At 64.9% G+C, this 15,465-nt stretch carries 11 protein-coding genes; 1 reads left to right on the plus strand and 10 read right to left on the minus strand.

All coding sequences use genetic code 11. The features are described 5' to 3' along the window. Nucleotides 1-145: 145 nt before the first annotated feature. Complete coding sequence (ligA, locus tag QXZ85_RS04690) at nt 146-2,299, minus strand: NAD-dependent DNA ligase LigA (protein ID WP_315700940.1); 2,154 nt, start codon at nt 2,297-2,299, stop codon at nt 146-148. A 75-nt stretch (nt 2,300-2,374) separates the two neighbouring features. Between ligA and QXZ85_RS04695 the strand changes: the two genes are divergently transcribed. Then, nucleotides 2,375-2,662: a GIY-YIG nuclease family protein gene (locus tag QXZ85_RS04695; RefSeq protein ID WP_315762754.1), complete on the plus strand. Its 288-nt coding sequence runs from the start codon at nt 2,375-2,377 to the stop codon at nt 2,660-2,662. A 117-nt stretch (nt 2,663-2,779) separates the two neighbouring features. On the opposite strand, the gene recN is transcribed toward QXZ85_RS04695, so the two are convergent. The 9 genes from recN to murC form a co-directional block, all read right to left on the minus strand. Continuing rightward, on the minus strand, nt 2,780-4,450 hold the full coding sequence (recN, locus tag QXZ85_RS04700) for a DNA repair protein RecN (RefSeq protein ID WP_315700942.1): 1,671 nt from the start codon (nt 4,448-4,450) through the stop codon (nt 2,780-2,782). Between the two features lie 140 nt (nt 4,451-4,590). Then, nucleotides 4,591-5,475 (minus strand): outer membrane protein assembly factor BamD, encoded by an 885-nt coding sequence (locus tag QXZ85_RS04705; protein ID WP_315700943.1) that lies wholly within the window; start codon nt 5,473-5,475, stop codon nt 4,591-4,593. Between the two features lie 374 nt (nt 5,476-5,849). Beyond that, the gene (gene lpxC, locus QXZ85_RS04710; RefSeq protein ID WP_315767277.1) at nt 5,850-6,815 is read right to left on the minus strand and encodes a UDP-3-O-acyl-N-acetylglucosamine deacetylase; all 966 of its coding nucleotides are present in this window, start codon (nt 6,813-6,815) and stop codon (nt 5,850-5,852) included. A gap of 345 nt (nt 6,816-7,160) precedes the next feature. Next, on the minus strand, nt 7,161-8,984 hold the full coding sequence (gene ftsZ / locus QXZ85_RS04715) for a cell division protein FtsZ (protein ID WP_315700945.1): 1,824 nt from the start codon (nt 8,982-8,984) through the stop codon (nt 7,161-7,163). An 87-nt stretch (nt 8,985-9,071) separates the two neighbouring features. After that, nucleotides 9,072-10,391: a cell division protein FtsA gene (gene ftsA, locus QXZ85_RS04720; protein ID WP_315743773.1), complete on the minus strand. Its 1,320-nt coding sequence runs from the start codon at nt 10,389-10,391 to the stop codon at nt 9,072-9,074. After that, nucleotides 10,388-11,419 (minus strand): cell division protein FtsQ/DivIB, encoded by a 1,032-nt coding sequence (locus QXZ85_RS04725; RefSeq protein WP_315700947.1) that lies wholly within the window; start codon nt 11,417-11,419, stop codon nt 10,388-10,390. The genes ftsA and QXZ85_RS04725 overlap by 4 nt, the downstream gene beginning before the upstream one ends. Nucleotides 11,420-11,729: 310 nt before the next feature. Then, nucleotides 11,730-12,719 carry a D-alanine--D-alanine ligase gene (locus QXZ85_RS04730; RefSeq protein WP_315767275.1) on the minus strand — a complete coding sequence of 330 codons (990 nt, stop codon included), beginning with the start codon at nt 12,717-12,719 and terminating at the stop codon, nt 11,730-11,732. A gap of 67 nt (nt 12,720-12,786) precedes the next feature. Further along, nucleotides 12,787-13,710: a UDP-N-acetylmuramate dehydrogenase gene (gene murB, locus QXZ85_RS04735; RefSeq protein ID WP_316173321.1), complete on the minus strand. Its 924-nt coding sequence runs from the start codon at nt 13,708-13,710 to the stop codon at nt 12,787-12,789. 209 nt (nt 13,711-13,919) lie between these two features. Beyond that, on the minus strand, nt 13,920-15,323 hold the full coding sequence (murC, locus tag QXZ85_RS04740; protein ID WP_315700950.1) for a UDP-N-acetylmuramate--L-alanine ligase: 1,404 nt from the start codon (nt 15,321-15,323) through the stop codon (nt 13,920-13,922). Nucleotides 15,324-15,465: the final 142 nt, after the last annotated feature.

Consider the following 15,465-nt stretch of genomic DNA (forward strand, 5'->3'; position numbering starts at 1 on the left):
TGCCCCGCGCAGGCGGGGCATCCAGTACGCCGCGGTCTATCAGTTGAACAATCACTGGCTCTGGGATACTGGGTCACCCGCCTTCGCGGGTAACGACAGCGGAGCGTGGAACGTGGGTCGGCCACGATGGCGAAAGCAACAAACGCTACTCCCCGATCAGCTTCAGCCACTCGTCCTCGGTCAAGACCCGCACGCCGTGCTTCTCGGCTTCCGCGAGCTTCGAGCCGGCGCCGGGCCCCGCCACCACATAGTCGGTCTTCTTCGACACCGAGCTTGCCGCCTTCGCACCAAGTCGCTCGGCTGTGGCTTTGGCCTCGTCGCGCGTCATCTTCTCCAGCGAGCCGGTGAACACCACGGTCTTGCCGGCGATCGCCGAATTGCGCTTCGGCTTCTCCGCATCCTGGATCGTGACCTGCCCGGTCAGGCGCTCGACGATGCCGCGGTTGTGACTCTCGCCGAAATAGGCGGCGATGCTCTTGATCACGGTATCGCCGATCTGGTCCAGCGCATCCATCTCGGCGATCGCCTCCTCGTCGCCGTGAGCGACCTTCAGGCAGGCTTCGTGGAAGGCCTCCCACGAGCCATAGCCGCGGGCCAGCGCCAAAGCCGTGGTCTCGCCGACATGGCGCATGCCGAGCGCGTAGATGAAGCGCTCGAGCGGGATGTTGCGGCGCGCCTCGATCGCGTTGAACAGATTGCGCACCGAGGTCTCGCCGTACCCCTCGATCTCTTCCAGCTTCAGTTTCGCGTTGCGGGCGGCAAGGGTGAAAATCTCGGCCGGCTCCTTCACCCAGCCTTGCGCGAAGAAATACTCGATCTGCTTCTCGCCGAGGCCGTCGATGTCGAAGGCGCGCCGCGAGACGAACAGCAGCAGATGCTGGATCTTCTGGAACGGACAGGCGAACTCGCCGGTGCAGCGCGCGCGCGAACCTTCTTCACCAGTCGCAGTCTCCTCGCGCACCACATCGGTATGCAAGGGACACGGGCACTTCTTCGGGAAATGGAATTCCTTGGCGTCCTTCGGGCGTTTGTCGATGATGACGTCCACCACCTGCGGGATGACGTCGCCGGCGCGCTGGATCACGACCGTGTCGCCGATCCTGATATCGCGCCCCTCGCGCAACACCTCGCCCTTGTTGCCGATGCCCTTGATGTAGTCCTCATTGTGCAGGGTGACGTTCTGCACGATGACGCCACCGACCCCGACCGGCTCCAGCTTGCCGACCGGCGTGAACGAGCCGGTGCGGCCGACCTGGATCTCGATGTCCTTCAGCACCGTCATGGCGCGTTCGGCCGGAAACTTGTGCGCGATGCCCCAGCGCGGCGTGCGCGACACGAAGCCGAGCCGCTCCTGCCAATCGATGCGGTCAACCTTGTAGACCACGCCGTCGATGTCGTAGTCGAGCTCAGCGCGCTGCTCCTCGATCGAACGATGGAACGCGAGCAGTTCCTCGACCGAATGACACAGCCGTGTCAGCGGATTGGTCGTAAAGCCGCAATGCTCGAACCATTTGATCATGCCGCTCTGCGTGTCCGCAGGCATTGCGCCCGCGCTCATCTCGCCCCAGGCATAGGCGAAGAACCCCAAGGGGCGCGACGCCGTGATGGCAGGGTCTTTCTGCCGCAATGACCCAGCGGCCGAATTGCGCGGATTGGCGAACACCGTGTCGCCTGCCGCCTTCTGCCGCTCGTTCAGCGCCAGGAACGCCTGCTTGGTCATGTAGACCTCGCCGCGCACCTCGCAGATCTCGGGGATCTTTCGGCCATGCAGCTTGTGCGGCACATCCTTGAGTGTGCGGATGTTGGCGGTGACATCCTCGCCTTCCGCACCGTCGCCGCGTGTCGCCGCAGTGACGAGTTCGCCGCCCTCATAGCGCAGGGACATCGAGAGGCCATCGATCTTCGGCTCGGCGGAGAAGTCGATCTTGTCGTCCGCGAGCTTCAGAAAGCGAACGATGCGGCCGACGAAGTCGCGCACGTCCTCCTCGGCAAAGGCGTTGTCGAGCGACAGCATCGGCACCGCATGACGCACCTTCTTGAAGCGGCCGGACGGCGCGGCGCCAACCTTCTGCGACGGCGATTCGGGCGTAACGAATTCCGGGAAACGCTTTTCGATGGCGTTGAAGCGCTGACGCAGCGCGTCATACTCGGCATCCGAGATCTTCGGCGCGTCTTCCTGATAGTAGAGCCGGTCGTGGGTCGCGAGCTCCAGCGCGAGCCGCTTCCATTCCACCTTGGCCTGCGCCTTGGTGAGATCGGCGACGTCGACGGGCTTCCTTGCTTTTGCTGCTCTGGCCATTGCTTACTACAGTCCGTCATTCCGGGGCGATGCGAAGCATCGAACCCGGAATCTAGAGATGATGGGCATGATCCTATGGCCTACTCTGTGTACATTCTCGCGAGCCGAAAGGATGGGGCAATCTATGTCGGCGTCACCAACGACCTTGTGCGCAGAGTTTATGAACACCAGCAGAAGGCCGTACCGGGATTTACGTCTAGGTACAATATCACACGGCTCGTTTGGTTCGAGATCTACGAGGATCCGATCTCCGCGATTGCCAGGGAGAAAGAGCTGAAGAAGTGGAAGCGGGACTGGAAGGTGAAGTTGATCGAGGCCGGCAATCCGGAGTGGAAAGACCTATACGAGACGATCTGCCGTTAAAGAACCGTCATTCCGGAGCGGTTCGCAGGACCGAATCCGGAATCTCGAGATTCCGGGTTCGATGCTTCGCATCGCCCCGGAATGACGTAGCAAGTCGCACCATCGACTGAGCAGCAATTAAGCCGCCATCTCGAGCAACCGTGCCGCCGCGGCGCGGGCCTCGGCGGTAATCTCGGCGCCGGCGAGCATGCGCGCGATCTCCTCGCGGCGGTGCTCGGCCGGCAGGGCATTGACGCGCGTGGCAACGCGCTTGCCCTTGTCGAGCGCAGCTTTGGAGATCAACAGATGCTGGTCGGCACGGGCTGCGACCTGCGGCGCGTGGGTCACCGCCATCACCTGGACTTGGCCGGCCAGCCGCGCCAGGCGGGCGCCGATCGCATCGGCCACCGCGCCGCCCACTCCGGTATCGATCTCGTCGAACACCAGGGTCGGCGCCGAGCCGCGATCGGACAGCACCACCTTCAACGCCAGCAGGAACCGCGACAGCTCGCCGCCCGATGCCACTTTCATCATCGGCCCTGGCCTGGTGCCCGGATTGGTTTGCACCCAGAACTCGACGCGATCGATCCCCTGCGGTCCCGGCATCTCGGCATCGGCCTCGACCTGGGTCATGAACTTGGCGCGTTCGAGCTTGAGCGGCGCGAGCTCGGCGTTGACGGCCCTATTGAGCTTCTCGGCAACCTTGCTGCGCGCCGCCGAGAGTTTTGCAGCCGCTGCGGCGTAGCGCGAACCGGCATCGGCGGCTGCGGCTTCCAGCTTCTTCAGCTGCTCGGCGCCGGCATCGATCAGCACGACGTCGGCGGCATATTTCGCCGCGAGCGCCGCAAGACCATCGACCGGCGTGGAGTATTTGCGCGAAGCCGCACGCAGCGCGAACAGCCGCTCTTCGATGCGCTCCAGCTCCAGCGGATCGAAGTCCGTCGCGGCAAGCGCAGCCGTCAGATGCTGGTCAGCCTCCTCCAGCGCGTTGATTGCGGCATCGATGGCCTTCACGGCCGGCTCGATCAGGGCCGGCGAGCTGCCGGCCCGCCGCTCCAAGCGCCGCACGGCAGCCGAAAGACTGGCGATCGGCGACTGGTTGCCACCGACAGCTTCCTGGGCGTCGCGCAGATCGGAAGCGATCTTCTCGCCCTGCATCATCGCGGTGCGGCGCGCGGCAAGCTGGGTCTCCTCGCCGTCTTTTGGCGCCAACGCCCTCAGTTCGTCCGAGGCATGGCGCAGATAATCGGCCTCGCGGGCGGCACGCTCCATGCCGGCGCGATGTGCCTCCAGCGCCGCGCCCGCGCTGCGTCGGGCCGCCCAAAGCAGTTCGACCGCCGCGACGTCTTTCTCCAGCCCTGCAAAGGCGTCGAGCAGGCGGCGGTGGGTGGCGGCATCGACCAGCGCCCGCTCGTCGTGCTGGCCATGGATCTCGACCAGCGCCGCGCCGACCGCCTTCAGGGTCTGCACGCTGACGGACTGGTCGTTGATGAAGGCCCGGGTCCGGCCGTCACCGAACTGGACGCGGCGCAGGATCATCTCGCCGTCGTCCTCAAGGCCGTTATCCGCCAATATCTTCGCTGCAGGATGGTTCTTGGCCACCTCGAACACGGCCGTCACCTGGCCCTGTTCGGCGCCCTGGCGGACGAGGCTCGCATCGCCTCGACCACCCAGCGCCAGCGCAAAGGCGTCGAGCAGGATCGACTTGCCGGCGCCGGTCTCTCCGGTCAGCACCGCAAGCCCTTGCGAAAACTCGATATCAAGCCGCTCGATCAGAACAATGTCACGGATCGACAAACGCGCCAGCATGGCAGTTGAGTCCTCGTTGAGGGCGAGAGCCCTGAAGCGATCGACTCAAATGCTAGCAGGATTTTGAGAACATAACAAGAACACGAATTTTCGAGCGTACGGTGATCCCCCGCTCAGCCTCCTGAGAGACGCGCCGGGGTTCAGCCGAGGCCCAGCTTCTTGAAGGCCTTGGAGATGTAGGAGCCTTTGTTCTCTTCCGGCTCCACACCGCCGTTCTTCACGAGATCATAGGCGTCTTTGTACCATTTGCTGTCCGGAAAATTGTGCCCGAGCACGGCAGCCGCGGTCTGCGCCTCGCCGACGATGCCGATCGCCATGTAGGCCTCGGTCAGCCGAAACAGCGCTTCCTCGACGTGGCGGGTGGTCTGATATTGCGTGACCACGGTCTTGAACCGGTTGATGGCCGCCGTGTAGTCGCGCTTCTGCATATAGTAGCGGCCGATATCCATTTCCTTGCCGGCGAGCTGGTCACGCGCGCCCTCCAGCTTGGCCTTGGCGCTGACGGCATATTCGGAGGTCGGATATTTGCGAACCACCTCGTCGAGCGCTGCGATCGCCTTTTCGGTGCGCCCCTGATCTCGGCTGATGTCCGGGATCTGGTCGTAATGCGAGGCCGCGATCAGATATTGCGCATAGGCCGCGTCCGGGCTGCCCGGATGCAGCGTTACGTAGCGCGTCGCCGAACCGATGCAGCCATCATAATCGCCGGCCTGATACGAGGCATAGGCGGACATCAAAAGCGATTTGCGGGCCCAGTCGGAATAAGGATGCTCACGGTCGACTTCCTCGAACTTCTTGACCGCGCCCTTGGGATCCTTCTTCTCGTTCATCATGTACAAGCCCTGATTATAGAGCTTGTCCGCCGGCTCATCGACGAAGGTGTCGTCCTTGGCCAGGAACTTGTCCCACAGTCCGCCGGTGCCGCATCCGCTCAAGGGCAGTGCGAGCACAATCAGCGATGCAGCCAGCCTGATGCGGCCGGCTAATGGGGTGCAGAGTTCGTGCGGAAGACGCTGTGTCGACATGAGCTTCTCAGAACCTGACGCCTGTGATCCGGTGTGTGCCGCGCGTCATGAACTTTACGATCATGAACGCCGGTCAGGGCTTGTCCAGGCGCCTGCCGTGCAGCCATCGCCTCTTTAGCCGAAACGCCCTTGTTAACCAACCGCATAGGCAGGCATTTCGCCCGGATTAAGGCGGCATCGGGACGCACCCGTCCACATGGTTACCTGGCAAAGCCCTGGAAAGCCTATGAAGTTTAGCGCTCCCGGCAGCCCGCTCGCGCCCGGCAATCATCGGCAACGAAAATCCCGTGGAGGACTCGCCGGGCGAAACGAGCAGCCATCAGAGACTCACTCGGGTGAGCCGGCTCTGCCAAGCCGCGAATCGAGGCGTCCCGTCAGGACACGTCCGGGCCGTAAGCCGGAGCGATCATGCCGCCGACCATTCCACCCACCGCGACCTCGGTCGCAACGCGCGGACGCCGCACCGCCGGCTCGCCTTCGACCACCCGCCAGGCCGTGCGGTCGGCAAGCAGCGCGGTCAGCACCGCGTGATTGAGCTTATGGCCCCCGCGCACCGAACGGTAAGTGCCAAGCAGCGGCAGGCCAGCGAGTGCGAGGTCGCCGAGGGCATCCAGCACCTTGTGACGGGCGCATTCATCGGCGTAGCGCAGCCCTTCCGGGTTCAGGAGCCGCTCCTCATCGAACACGACGGTGTTCTCGAAGGACGATCCCAGCGCGAAACCGGCGCTCCAGAGCTTCGCCACGTCGCTCATGCAGCCGAAAGTGCGGGCGCGGGCGATCTCGCGGCGGAAACGCTCCGGATTGAGATCGAAATGGTAGGACTGACGGCCGATCACCGGATTGGTGAAGTCGATCTCAACCTCGATCCGGAACCCGGTCGCATTCGGACGGAGCTCGCCGGAACAAGCGCCGATCGCGACCTGCACCGGCTTGAGGACCTGGATGAAGCGGCGGGCCGCCGATTGCGAGACGATGCCCGCCTGCTCGATCGCCGCAACGAAGGGCGCTGCCGAGCCGTCCATGATCGGAACTTCGGGGCCGTCGATCTCGATGGTGGCGTTGTCGACGCCCATACCGCGCAGCGCGGCCAGCACATGTTCGGCGGTGGAAACCAGCGGACCTTCGCTGTCGCCGAGCACTGTTGCAAATTCGGTGGCGATCACGGAGCCGGCGGTCGCCCTCACCTCGCGATCGGCGCCCTCGAGGCCGGTGCGGACAAAAACGAGGCCTGCATCGATCGGCGCAGGCCCAACGGTCAAGCTCACGGGCGTCCCGGAATGAACACCAACACCGGTTACGGTGGCCTGCGAACGAAGCGTGGTTTGCCGGCTGAATTTCATCGACTATCGCCCAAGACCCCACCTGAACACCGGGCTGGCGGCTACTTCGCGCCGACTCAATGTTAGGTATCCCCAAGTCACGTCAAACCTTAATCACGGGCTCCGAAGAGCGCCAACTCACGCTTCTTTACGGATTGTTACCCTATCTCCGCCGTATTCGCGCCAAGGCTTAACCAAATTGGAACGCGCCCTTTACCCTCCACGGCCCCTATCACAGCACCGAAAGAATAATTAATCATTTAAAATCAGTCATTTGAACGACACCGAGTGTTCGGTCCCTCCAAGCGAAGAGGCCCGGCTCTTGCGAGCCGGGCCTCTTTTCCACAGCCAGGGCTGTAACAATTCTCAGGTTGCCTGCCGACGCAGGAAGGCCGGGATATCCAAATGATCGTCGCCCTGTGGCGCCGGCGACACAGGTGCGGGCCGGCCGTGGATGTCCAGACCTTGCGGCGCCGGACGACGGGCATATTCCGAGACCGGCTCGTGGGCCGCGACCTGCTGGGCCACCGTGCGCTGCTGCGGCTTGCGCTCGGGCAGCGGCGGCATCACCGGCATGGCCGGTCCTGCCCCACGGCCAGCGACCGGAGCCTCGCTCTCCTCATCGCGACGGCCGAGACCGACATTGGCCAGCCGCTGCAACAGCGACATCCGGGACTTCTGCGGATGCTCGTCGGCTTCGTCACCCCGCGCCTGGCGAATCTCGGCCTGGGCCGGCATCGGCAGGTCCTCGAATTTCGGCATCCGCGGGGCCCGGACCGGCAACCGTTCGGCGGCCTGCGGGATGAAGGTCTCCGGAGGCGCCGCCGGCTCCACCGGTGCGGCGCGCATGGTCTCGGGCTCCGGGAATAGCGACGGCTTCTGAGCGATCGGACGCACGGTCACGTCACCGTAGGACGCCGGGTGTACGGGAGCCGCGGCGGCGGGCTCGCTCGCCATCGCCGCGGCAACGGCCGCCAGCGTATCGCGTTCGAGATTCGGTGCCGGGCGAGGCGCTGGCGCGACCGGTGCCGGGGCTGCGGGCGCCATCTGCGCCGCCTGGGCTTCGAGCTTGGCCGCGCGATCGGCGAGGCGCTGATTGTCGGCGCGCAGCCGCGCCGTGAGATCGGCGAGCCGGCTCTCCGGGGCGCCCATCGCAACCGACGGAGCCGGCGCGACGGCTGGCTGCACCGGCGCAGAAGGCGGCGCCACGCCGCGGTTGAACTGCGCCTGCTCGATGCCGGTCGCGACCACGGAGACCCGGATCAGCCCGTCGAGCGATTCGTCGAAGGTGGCGCCGACGATGATGTTGGCGTCCTGGTCGACCTCCTCGCGGATGCGGGTCGCAGCCTCGTCCACCTCGAACAAGGTGAGGTCCTTGCCGCCGGTGATCGAGATCAAGAGGCCCCTGGCGCCCTTCATCGAGGAATCGTCGATCAATGGGTTGGCGATCGCAGCTTCGGCGGCGGTCAGCGCGCGCTTCTCGCCGGAGGCTTCGCCGGTGCCCATCATCGCCTTGCCCATTTCCCTCATCACCGCTCTGACGTCGGCGAAGTCGAGGTTGATCAGGCCTTCCTTGACCATCAGGTCGGTGATGCAGGCCACGCCCGAATAGAGCACCTGGTCGGCCATCGCGAAGGCGTCGGCGAAGGTGGTCTTCTCGTTGGCCACCCGGAACAGGTTCTGGTTCGGGATGATCAGCAGCGTATCGACGACCTTGTGCAGTTCCCCGATGCCCGATTCCGCCGTGCGCATGCGGCGCTGGCCTTCGAAGTGGAACGGCTTGGTGACGACGCCCACGGTGAGGATGCCCATTTCGCGCGCGGTCTTGGCGATCACCGGTGCTGCGCCAGTGCCCGTTCCGCCCCCCATGCCGGCGGTGACGAACACCATGTTGGCGCCAGAAAGGTGGTCGCGGATCTCGTCGATCACCTCTTGTGCGGCAGCCGCGCCGACATCGGGCTGCGAACCGGCGCCCAACCCTTGCGTCACCTGCGTGCCCATCTGGATGATGCGCTGCGCCTTCGACATCGTCAGTGCCTGGGCATCGGTGTTGGCGACGACGAAGTCGACACCCTGCAGGCCTGCGGTGATCATGTTGTTGACGGCGTTGCCGCCCGCGCCACCGACGCCGAACACAGTAATCCGCGGCTTCAGCTCATGGATATCAGGAGGTGTAATAGTGAGTGCCATGGTTGCCTCTCGATCACGCGCGCGTGGGTTCGCCACGGCCGCCGGCCGCGGGTGTTGGTGAAAATCGCATGGGGCGGAAAAAATTCATCAGAAGCCCTCGCGTAGCCATCGTCCGACCTTTCCGAAATAGCCGTCGGTCCCTGTTCCAAGCTGCCGCGTATGCCGCGGTTCGACATGTTCGAGGTGCGCGTATTGCGGATAGACCAGGAGCCCGCTGGGCACAGCAAAGGCGGCGTTCTTGGCTTCGTTCGGCAGGCGGCCAAAGCCGAGCGGACGGCCGACCCGCACGGGGCGGCCGAGAATCCGACTGCCGAGTTCGACAAGGCCGGTCAGTTGCGAAGCCCCGCCGCTCAGAACGACACGGGCCTTGGGCTCTGCCGCAAAGGGAGAATCCTTCAGCCGGTCCCGGACCATTTCAAAAATCTCCTCGGCGCGGTGCCTGACAATATTCGCGATGGTGGCGCGGGACACGATCTGCGGGAGATCCCGCTCATTGTCCCCGGCCGTCGGAACAGACATCAACTCACGCGCGTCAGACCCGCCGGTCAGCACCGTGCCATATAACGTCTTGATTCGCTCGGCATCCGCAATGCACGCTGATAGTCCGCGCGCAAGATCCATGGTCACGTGGTACCCGCCGAGCGCAAATCCGGAGGCGTGGATGAATCGACCGCCGGAAAAGATCGCGATCGTCGTGGTGCCCGCGCCCATTTCGACCACGGCCGCGCCGAGATCGGCCTCGTCATCGGTCAAGACCGACAATCCGGCAACATACGGGCTCGCAGCCATGGCCTCGACATTGAGATGGCAGCGCTCGACAACCAGCATCAGGTTCTTGGCGACCGTGGCATCGCTGGTCACGACATTCATGTCGACGCCGAACTGGCGCGCCAGCATGCCCCTGGGATCACGGATGCCCTTCACGCCATCCAGCGTGTAGCCGACGGGCAGCGCGTGCAGCACTGCACGGCCCTCGCCCGTCGCATGATGCATGCCGGTCGAGGTCACCCGGCTGACATCGGCCTGGGTCACGGCGCCGCCGCGAATGTCGGACGTCGCTTCGATCAGGTGCCCCATGAGCCGGCCACCCGCCACCGGCAACAACACGGATTCGACTCTCACCTTCGCCATGCGTTCGGCAAGCGCCACCGCCTGACGCACCGCCTGCTCGCACGCGACCGGATCGACGACGGCGCCCGCCTTGACGCCGCGGGACTGGATCTGGCTGTAGCCGATCAGTTCCACCGCATGACTGCGGCCCCGCAGCGCGTCGCTCGGCGGCGCCGGCCTGAGCCGTGCGATCATGCAGGCGATCTTGCTGGTGCCGACGTCGAGCGAGGCCACCAGCGCAGTCCGCTTCTGCGACATCGGACGGGTCTTCGGGGTCTGGCGATCGAAGCCGGTCATGCGTCACCGGCTTTCTTCTTGGACTTCTTGTCCTTGAACAGCTCTTCGCGCGCCTTCGCCGCATCATCGGACAATTGCACCATGAGCCGGTCCGGCAGGCGCATGTCGATCGCGACGATATCGCGCGAGAACAGATGATCCTCCTGATCCAGCTGGGAGAGCGCGGCCAGCGCATTGCCGACGTCGTACTCCGGCAGGCGGATGTCGAGCCCGTCCTTGGTGCGCAGGTTCCAGCGGCGCTCGCCGACGAAGACGGCCGCCTTGGTCACCGCGCGCACCTGCGGGTAGCGCGCAAGCAGCGCCAGGAAATCGCGGGCATGACTCTCGGCGCCCTTGCCGACCACGAGCGGCAGGGTCAGGAACGGGCGCGACACATAGGGTTCGAGCACGGCGCCGTCATCGGCGATGACGGACAGCCGCCCGTTCTCCTGCCACAAGGCGAACGCCTTGCGCTCGACGATGTCGATCCGCAGCTGGTTCGGAAAGAATTTCTGCACGGTCGCATCGGCGATCCAGGGATTGGACTTGAGCCGGTCACGCACGGCGGCGGCATCCAGGAACAACAGCGAGGAACGGCCGGTCACGCCGCCCACCGCGAGCACCTCGTCCTGGGTCAATTGCTTGCGGCCGTTGATCGCGACCGCGGTGATGCGGAAGCCGACCGAATTGGCGAGCGCGTTGCGCGCATCGCTGAAGGCGGTGCTGAACTCCTCGGCGTGTCCGCCCTTGACGATGCCGAGCCAGACGCTGCCGAACAGCAACGCCACCGTCATGGTGGAACCGACACGGCGGGGCAGATAGCGTTCGACCAGCTCCACGATGCGCGGCGGCGCCTCGCGCTCGACCAGCGGCGCGAGCGGAACGGGCCTCGCTGAGTTGGCAGCAATGTGCGCGGACCGGCGCGCAGATTTGAGGCGGATGAACTGGGCGGACAGATACTCGCGCAGCAAGATCGCCGCGCCAAGGGCAGCGGCCTTCAGGTCAGCTTGAGGCCTCTGCGATCGAGCGAGGCGTCCTGCACCATCCATTGCACGAGCTCATCAACTGTTATGCCCACAGATACGTTGCGGGCCCCGACCCTCGCGGCTCGAACCGGCCGGAGCGCTGATCTCGATCGCCATGCAGATCGTCACGACAGCGCGGACCGGCGGCCGAGCACCGCTGGATCGCCAGCGTTAACCTTCGGACGTCCTGGTAAACAAAAGGTAAAGCCGATCCGGGGAGACGTATTTTTTCTCCGATTTATGAGCACCTTGAGCCGGATTCTTAAGTATTTTACGGACCGTTGGAACTCGCGGGCCGGAACCCGGGCGGGTTCCCCCGGTCAAACGACCGCCGCTACTTGCGGACGCGACGCTCGGCGAGCGCAATCTGCTGATGCAGGAATTCCACGAAGGCAATCCCCTGCGCGTTCAGCGCTTTCGGATAGAGCGAGGCGGCGGTGAGCCCCGGCAAGGTATTGGTCTCGAGATAGACCGGGCCATCGGCCGAGACGATGAAGTCGGTCCGCGAATATCCCCCGCAGGACAATGCGCGGTGCGCCTTGATCGCCTCGGCCTGGATCGCCGCCGTGACATCGGGACTGAAACGGCCTGGACAGATCTCCTGCGTGGTCTTGGCGAGGTATTTCGCAAAATAATTGAAGGCACCTTCCGCCGGCACGATCTCGATCGGCGGCAGCGCGATCAGCGAGCCGTCGAGCTGCTCGAGCACGGCGCAGGTTGATTCGGCACCGGAGACGAATGGCTCGATCAGATAATCCTCGGCTTCGGCCGCGGTGCGGACCGCGACGAGATCCTGCTTCGCGTTGACGAAGATCAACCCATAGCTCGAGCCGTCCTTCACCGGTTTGGCGATCAGCCTGCCATACCTCGCCAGCGCAGCTTCCGCATCGTCGAGCACCACGCCTTCCGCGGCGCGGACGCCGCCGAGCACGGCGAAGCGTTTGGCCGCGATCTTGTCGAAGGCGAGATGCGATGACGCCGAGCCCGAGCCCGTAAACGGGATACCCCGCATCTCGCACATGACTTGAAGCTCGCCGTTCTCGGCGCGACCGCCATGTAGACCGAGCACCAGCACGCGATCTTCGGCCTTGGCGCGGTCGAGCGCCTCGGCGAGGCCGCCGAGTTTCCCGCCATCGGCCTTGAACGGCTCTTCGAACGGCTTGGTGTGGAAGGTCAGCGCCTTGCTACTGGCCTCATGCACCGTATCGTCGGCGTCCCAGAACCAGAGATCAGCCTCGGGGAGCGCTACGTGCAGCGCCTGCGCGCTCGCCACCGAGACGAGCCGCTCCTTGTTGGAGCCGCCGAACAGAATCGTGATGCGCATCAATACGTTCCCGGGTTGATCTCAGGCTGGGCTCTCAGACGCCATGACAATTCTTCAAGCAGGCGAATTAGCTCGCGTTGATTCCAATGCGCTTGATCTCCCACTGCAATTCAATTCCCGAACTCGCCTTCACCCGCTCACGCACGGTCTCGCCGAGCGCCTCGATATCGTGGCCGGTTGCGGTGCCGGTATTGATCAGGAAGTTGCAGTGCATTTCGGAGACCTGCGCGCCGCCGACCTTGAGGCCTCGGCAGCCGGCCGCATCGATCAGCTTCCAGGCGCTGTGGCCGGGTGGATTCTTGAAGGTCGAGCCGCCGGTCTTCTCGCGGATCGGCTGCGCGGTCTCGCGATGGGCCTGCACCTCCGCCATCCGGGCGCGGATCGCCTCGGGCGCGGCAGGCATGCCGCGGAAGCGCGCCGACGTGAAGATCAGCGCCGGATCCGTGCCGCTCGACCGATAGCTGAACTTCATGTCGGCATTGCTGAAGCGATGGGTGTTGCCCTGGCGGTCCAGCGCCGTCGCCTCGACCAAAACGTCCTTGGTCTCGCCGCCATTGGCGCCGGCATTCATGCGTAGCGCGCCGCCGATCGTGCCGGGAATGCCGAACAGGAACTCGAGCCCGGACAGATTGGCGGCGGCCGCCGCCTCGGCAACACGCTTGTCCAGCGCTGCCGTGCCCGCGGTGACGATGTCGCCCTCGGTTTTGACATCTCCGAACGCGCGGGCTGCGAGCCGGATCACCACCCCGGGGACGCCGCCGTCGCGTACGATCAGGTTGGAGCCGACGCCGATCACATAGACAGGCAGCTCGGCCGGCAGGTGTTTCAGAAAGTAGGCGAGGTCGCCGGCGTCGGCCGGCGTGAACAGCACCTGCGCCGGTCCGCCGACACGAAACCAGGTGAGCGGCGCCAGCGGCTCGTTGGCGAGCAGCCGGCCGCGGAGCTGCGGCATGGCGGCTTTCAGCTCGGGCGTGATGTCGGGAAGGGTCAATGCCCGCCTCTTAGTACGCAACCCGATCGGGTCAGGCCCGGCACGCTCTCTCCGTTCCCTCCCCCCTTGTGGGGGAGGGTCAGGGAGGGGGGTAAGCCACAAGCACCTGCGTTTGTGACACCCCCCTCTCTAGCTCTCCCCCACAAGGAGGGAGAGAACAGAGTAGTTTGCCTTGCCGTGAGTTCGGAGCTCACCACGCTCATATTTATTTACCCCAGAGCCTTCAATTCGCCGGGCAGCGCGTAGGCCCACTGCGTGATGTTGCCGGCTCCCAAGCAGACGACGAGATCGCCTGTCTTCGCCAAGCTCTTGACGATGCCGGCGAGATCGGCGGGCTTCGGCAGCGGCACCACATCGCGATGGCCATGTGCGCGCAGGCCGAGCACGAAGTGATCGCGGTCGATGCCCTCGATCGGCGCCTCGCCGGCCGGATAGACCTCGGCGACCACGACGGCATCGGCGTCGTTGAAGCAGGTGCAGAACTCCTCGAACAGCGATTGCAGGCGGGTGTAGCGGTGCGGCTGCACCACCGCGATGATCCGGCCGCTGGTGGATTCGCGCGCCGCCTTGAGTACCGCGGCGATCTCCACCGGATGATGGCCGTAATCGTCAATGACGGTGACACCGTTCCACTCGCCGGTCCGGGTAAAACGGCGCTTGACGCCGCCGAAGCCGGCGATCGCCTTGCGGATGGCTTCATCGGAGATGCCGAGCTGATGGGCGACTGCGATCGCGGCGGTCGCGTTCGAGGCGTTGTGACGGCCCGGCATCGGCAGCTCGATGTCGGAGATTTCGTGGGTCGCCCCGGTCTTGCGATCGCGGAAGACGACCGTGAATCGCGAGCCGCCGCTTGCCGGCGTCAGATCGACCAGCCGCGCATCGGCCTGCGGGTTCTGGCCGTAGGTGATGATGCGGCGGTCCTCGATCTTGCCGACGAGAGCCTGCACCACCGGATGATCGATGCACATCACCGCAAAGCCATAGAACGGCACGTTCTCGACGAAGGCGCGGAACGCGTCCTGCACCGCGTCGAAGGTCTTGAAGTGATCGAGATGCTCAGGATCGACATTGGTGACGATCGCGACATCGGCGGGCAGCTTCAGGAAGGTGCCGTCGCTTTCGTCGGCCTCGACCACCATCCAGTCGCCCGCGCCAAGTCGCGCATTGGTGCCGTAGGCGTTGATGATGCCGCCATTGATCACGGTCGGATCGAGGCCGCCGGCATCGAGCAGCGCCGCGACCATCGAGGTGGTTGTGGTCTTGCCGTGGGTGCCGGCGATCGCGACGCAGCTCTTCAGCCGCATCAGTTCCGCCAGCATTTCCGCGCGCCGTACCACCGGGATGCGCTGTGCGCGCGCCGCCATCAATTCCGGATTGTCGCGCTTGATCGCGGTCGAAACCACGACCACGTCAGCGCCGGCGATGTTCTCCGCCTTGTGGCCGACGTTGACGGTGATGCCCTTCTCCCGCAGCCGCGCGACATTGGCGTTGTCGGCCGCATCCGAGCCCTGCACCGTATAGCCGAGATTGCAGAGCACCTCGGCGATGCCGCTCATGCCGATGCCGCCGATCCCGACGAAGTGAATGGGTCCGATCTCGCGCGGCAGTCTCATGGCCAAGTCCTTGCGTCATCGTCCTTGCGTCATCGCCGCACCGGCGGACGATCGAATGTCCGGGCGGCGGTCTGCCAAGCAGACCAAATCAGCCACGTCGAAACACTGGATGCCCCGCCTTCGCGGGGCGTGACAAGGGAAT

The organism is Bradyrhizobium sp. SZCCHNGR1005 (assembly GCF_032489995.1).
GTDB lineage: Bacteria > Pseudomonadota > Alphaproteobacteria > Rhizobiales > Xanthobacteraceae > Bradyrhizobium.

Excerpts from the sequence above, each read along its gene's own strand:
- QXZ85_RS04725 (WP_315700947.1), bottom strand. The coding sequence starts at position 11,419 with ATGGATGGTGCAGGACGCCTCGCTCGATCGCAGAGGCCTCAAGCTGAC.
- QXZ85_RS04705 (WP_315700943.1), bottom strand. The coding sequence starts at position 5,475 with ATGTCGACACAGCGTCTTCCGCACGAACTCTGCACCCCATTAGCCGGC.
- ligA (WP_315700940.1), bottom strand. The coding sequence starts at position 2,299 with ATGGCCAGAGCAGCAAAAGCAAGGAAGCCCGTCGACGTCGCCGATCTC.
- QXZ85_RS04695 (WP_315762754.1), top strand. The coding sequence starts at position 2,375 with ATGGCCTACTCTGTGTACATTCTCGCGAGCCGAAAGGATGGGGCAATC.
- murC (WP_315700950.1), bottom strand. The coding sequence starts at position 15,323 with ATGAGACTGCCGCGCGAGATCGGACCCATTCACTTCGTCGGGATCGGC.
- ftsZ (WP_315700945.1), bottom strand. The coding sequence starts at position 8,984 with ATGGCACTCACTATTACACCTCCTGATATCCATGAGCTGAAGCCGCGG.
- lpxC (WP_315767277.1), bottom strand. The coding sequence starts at position 6,815 with ATGAAATTCAGCCGGCAAACCACGCTTCGTTCGCAGGCCACCGTAACC.
- recN (WP_315700942.1), bottom strand. The coding sequence starts at position 4,450 with ATGCTGGCGCGTTTGTCGATCCGTGACATTGTTCTGATCGAGCGGCTT.
- QXZ85_RS04730 (WP_315767275.1), bottom strand. The coding sequence starts at position 12,719 with ATGCGCATCACGATTCTGTTCGGCGGCTCCAACAAGGAGCGGCTCGTC.
- ftsA (WP_315743773.1), bottom strand. The coding sequence starts at position 10,391 with ATGACCGGCTTCGATCGCCAGACCCCGAAGACCCGTCCGATGTCGCAG.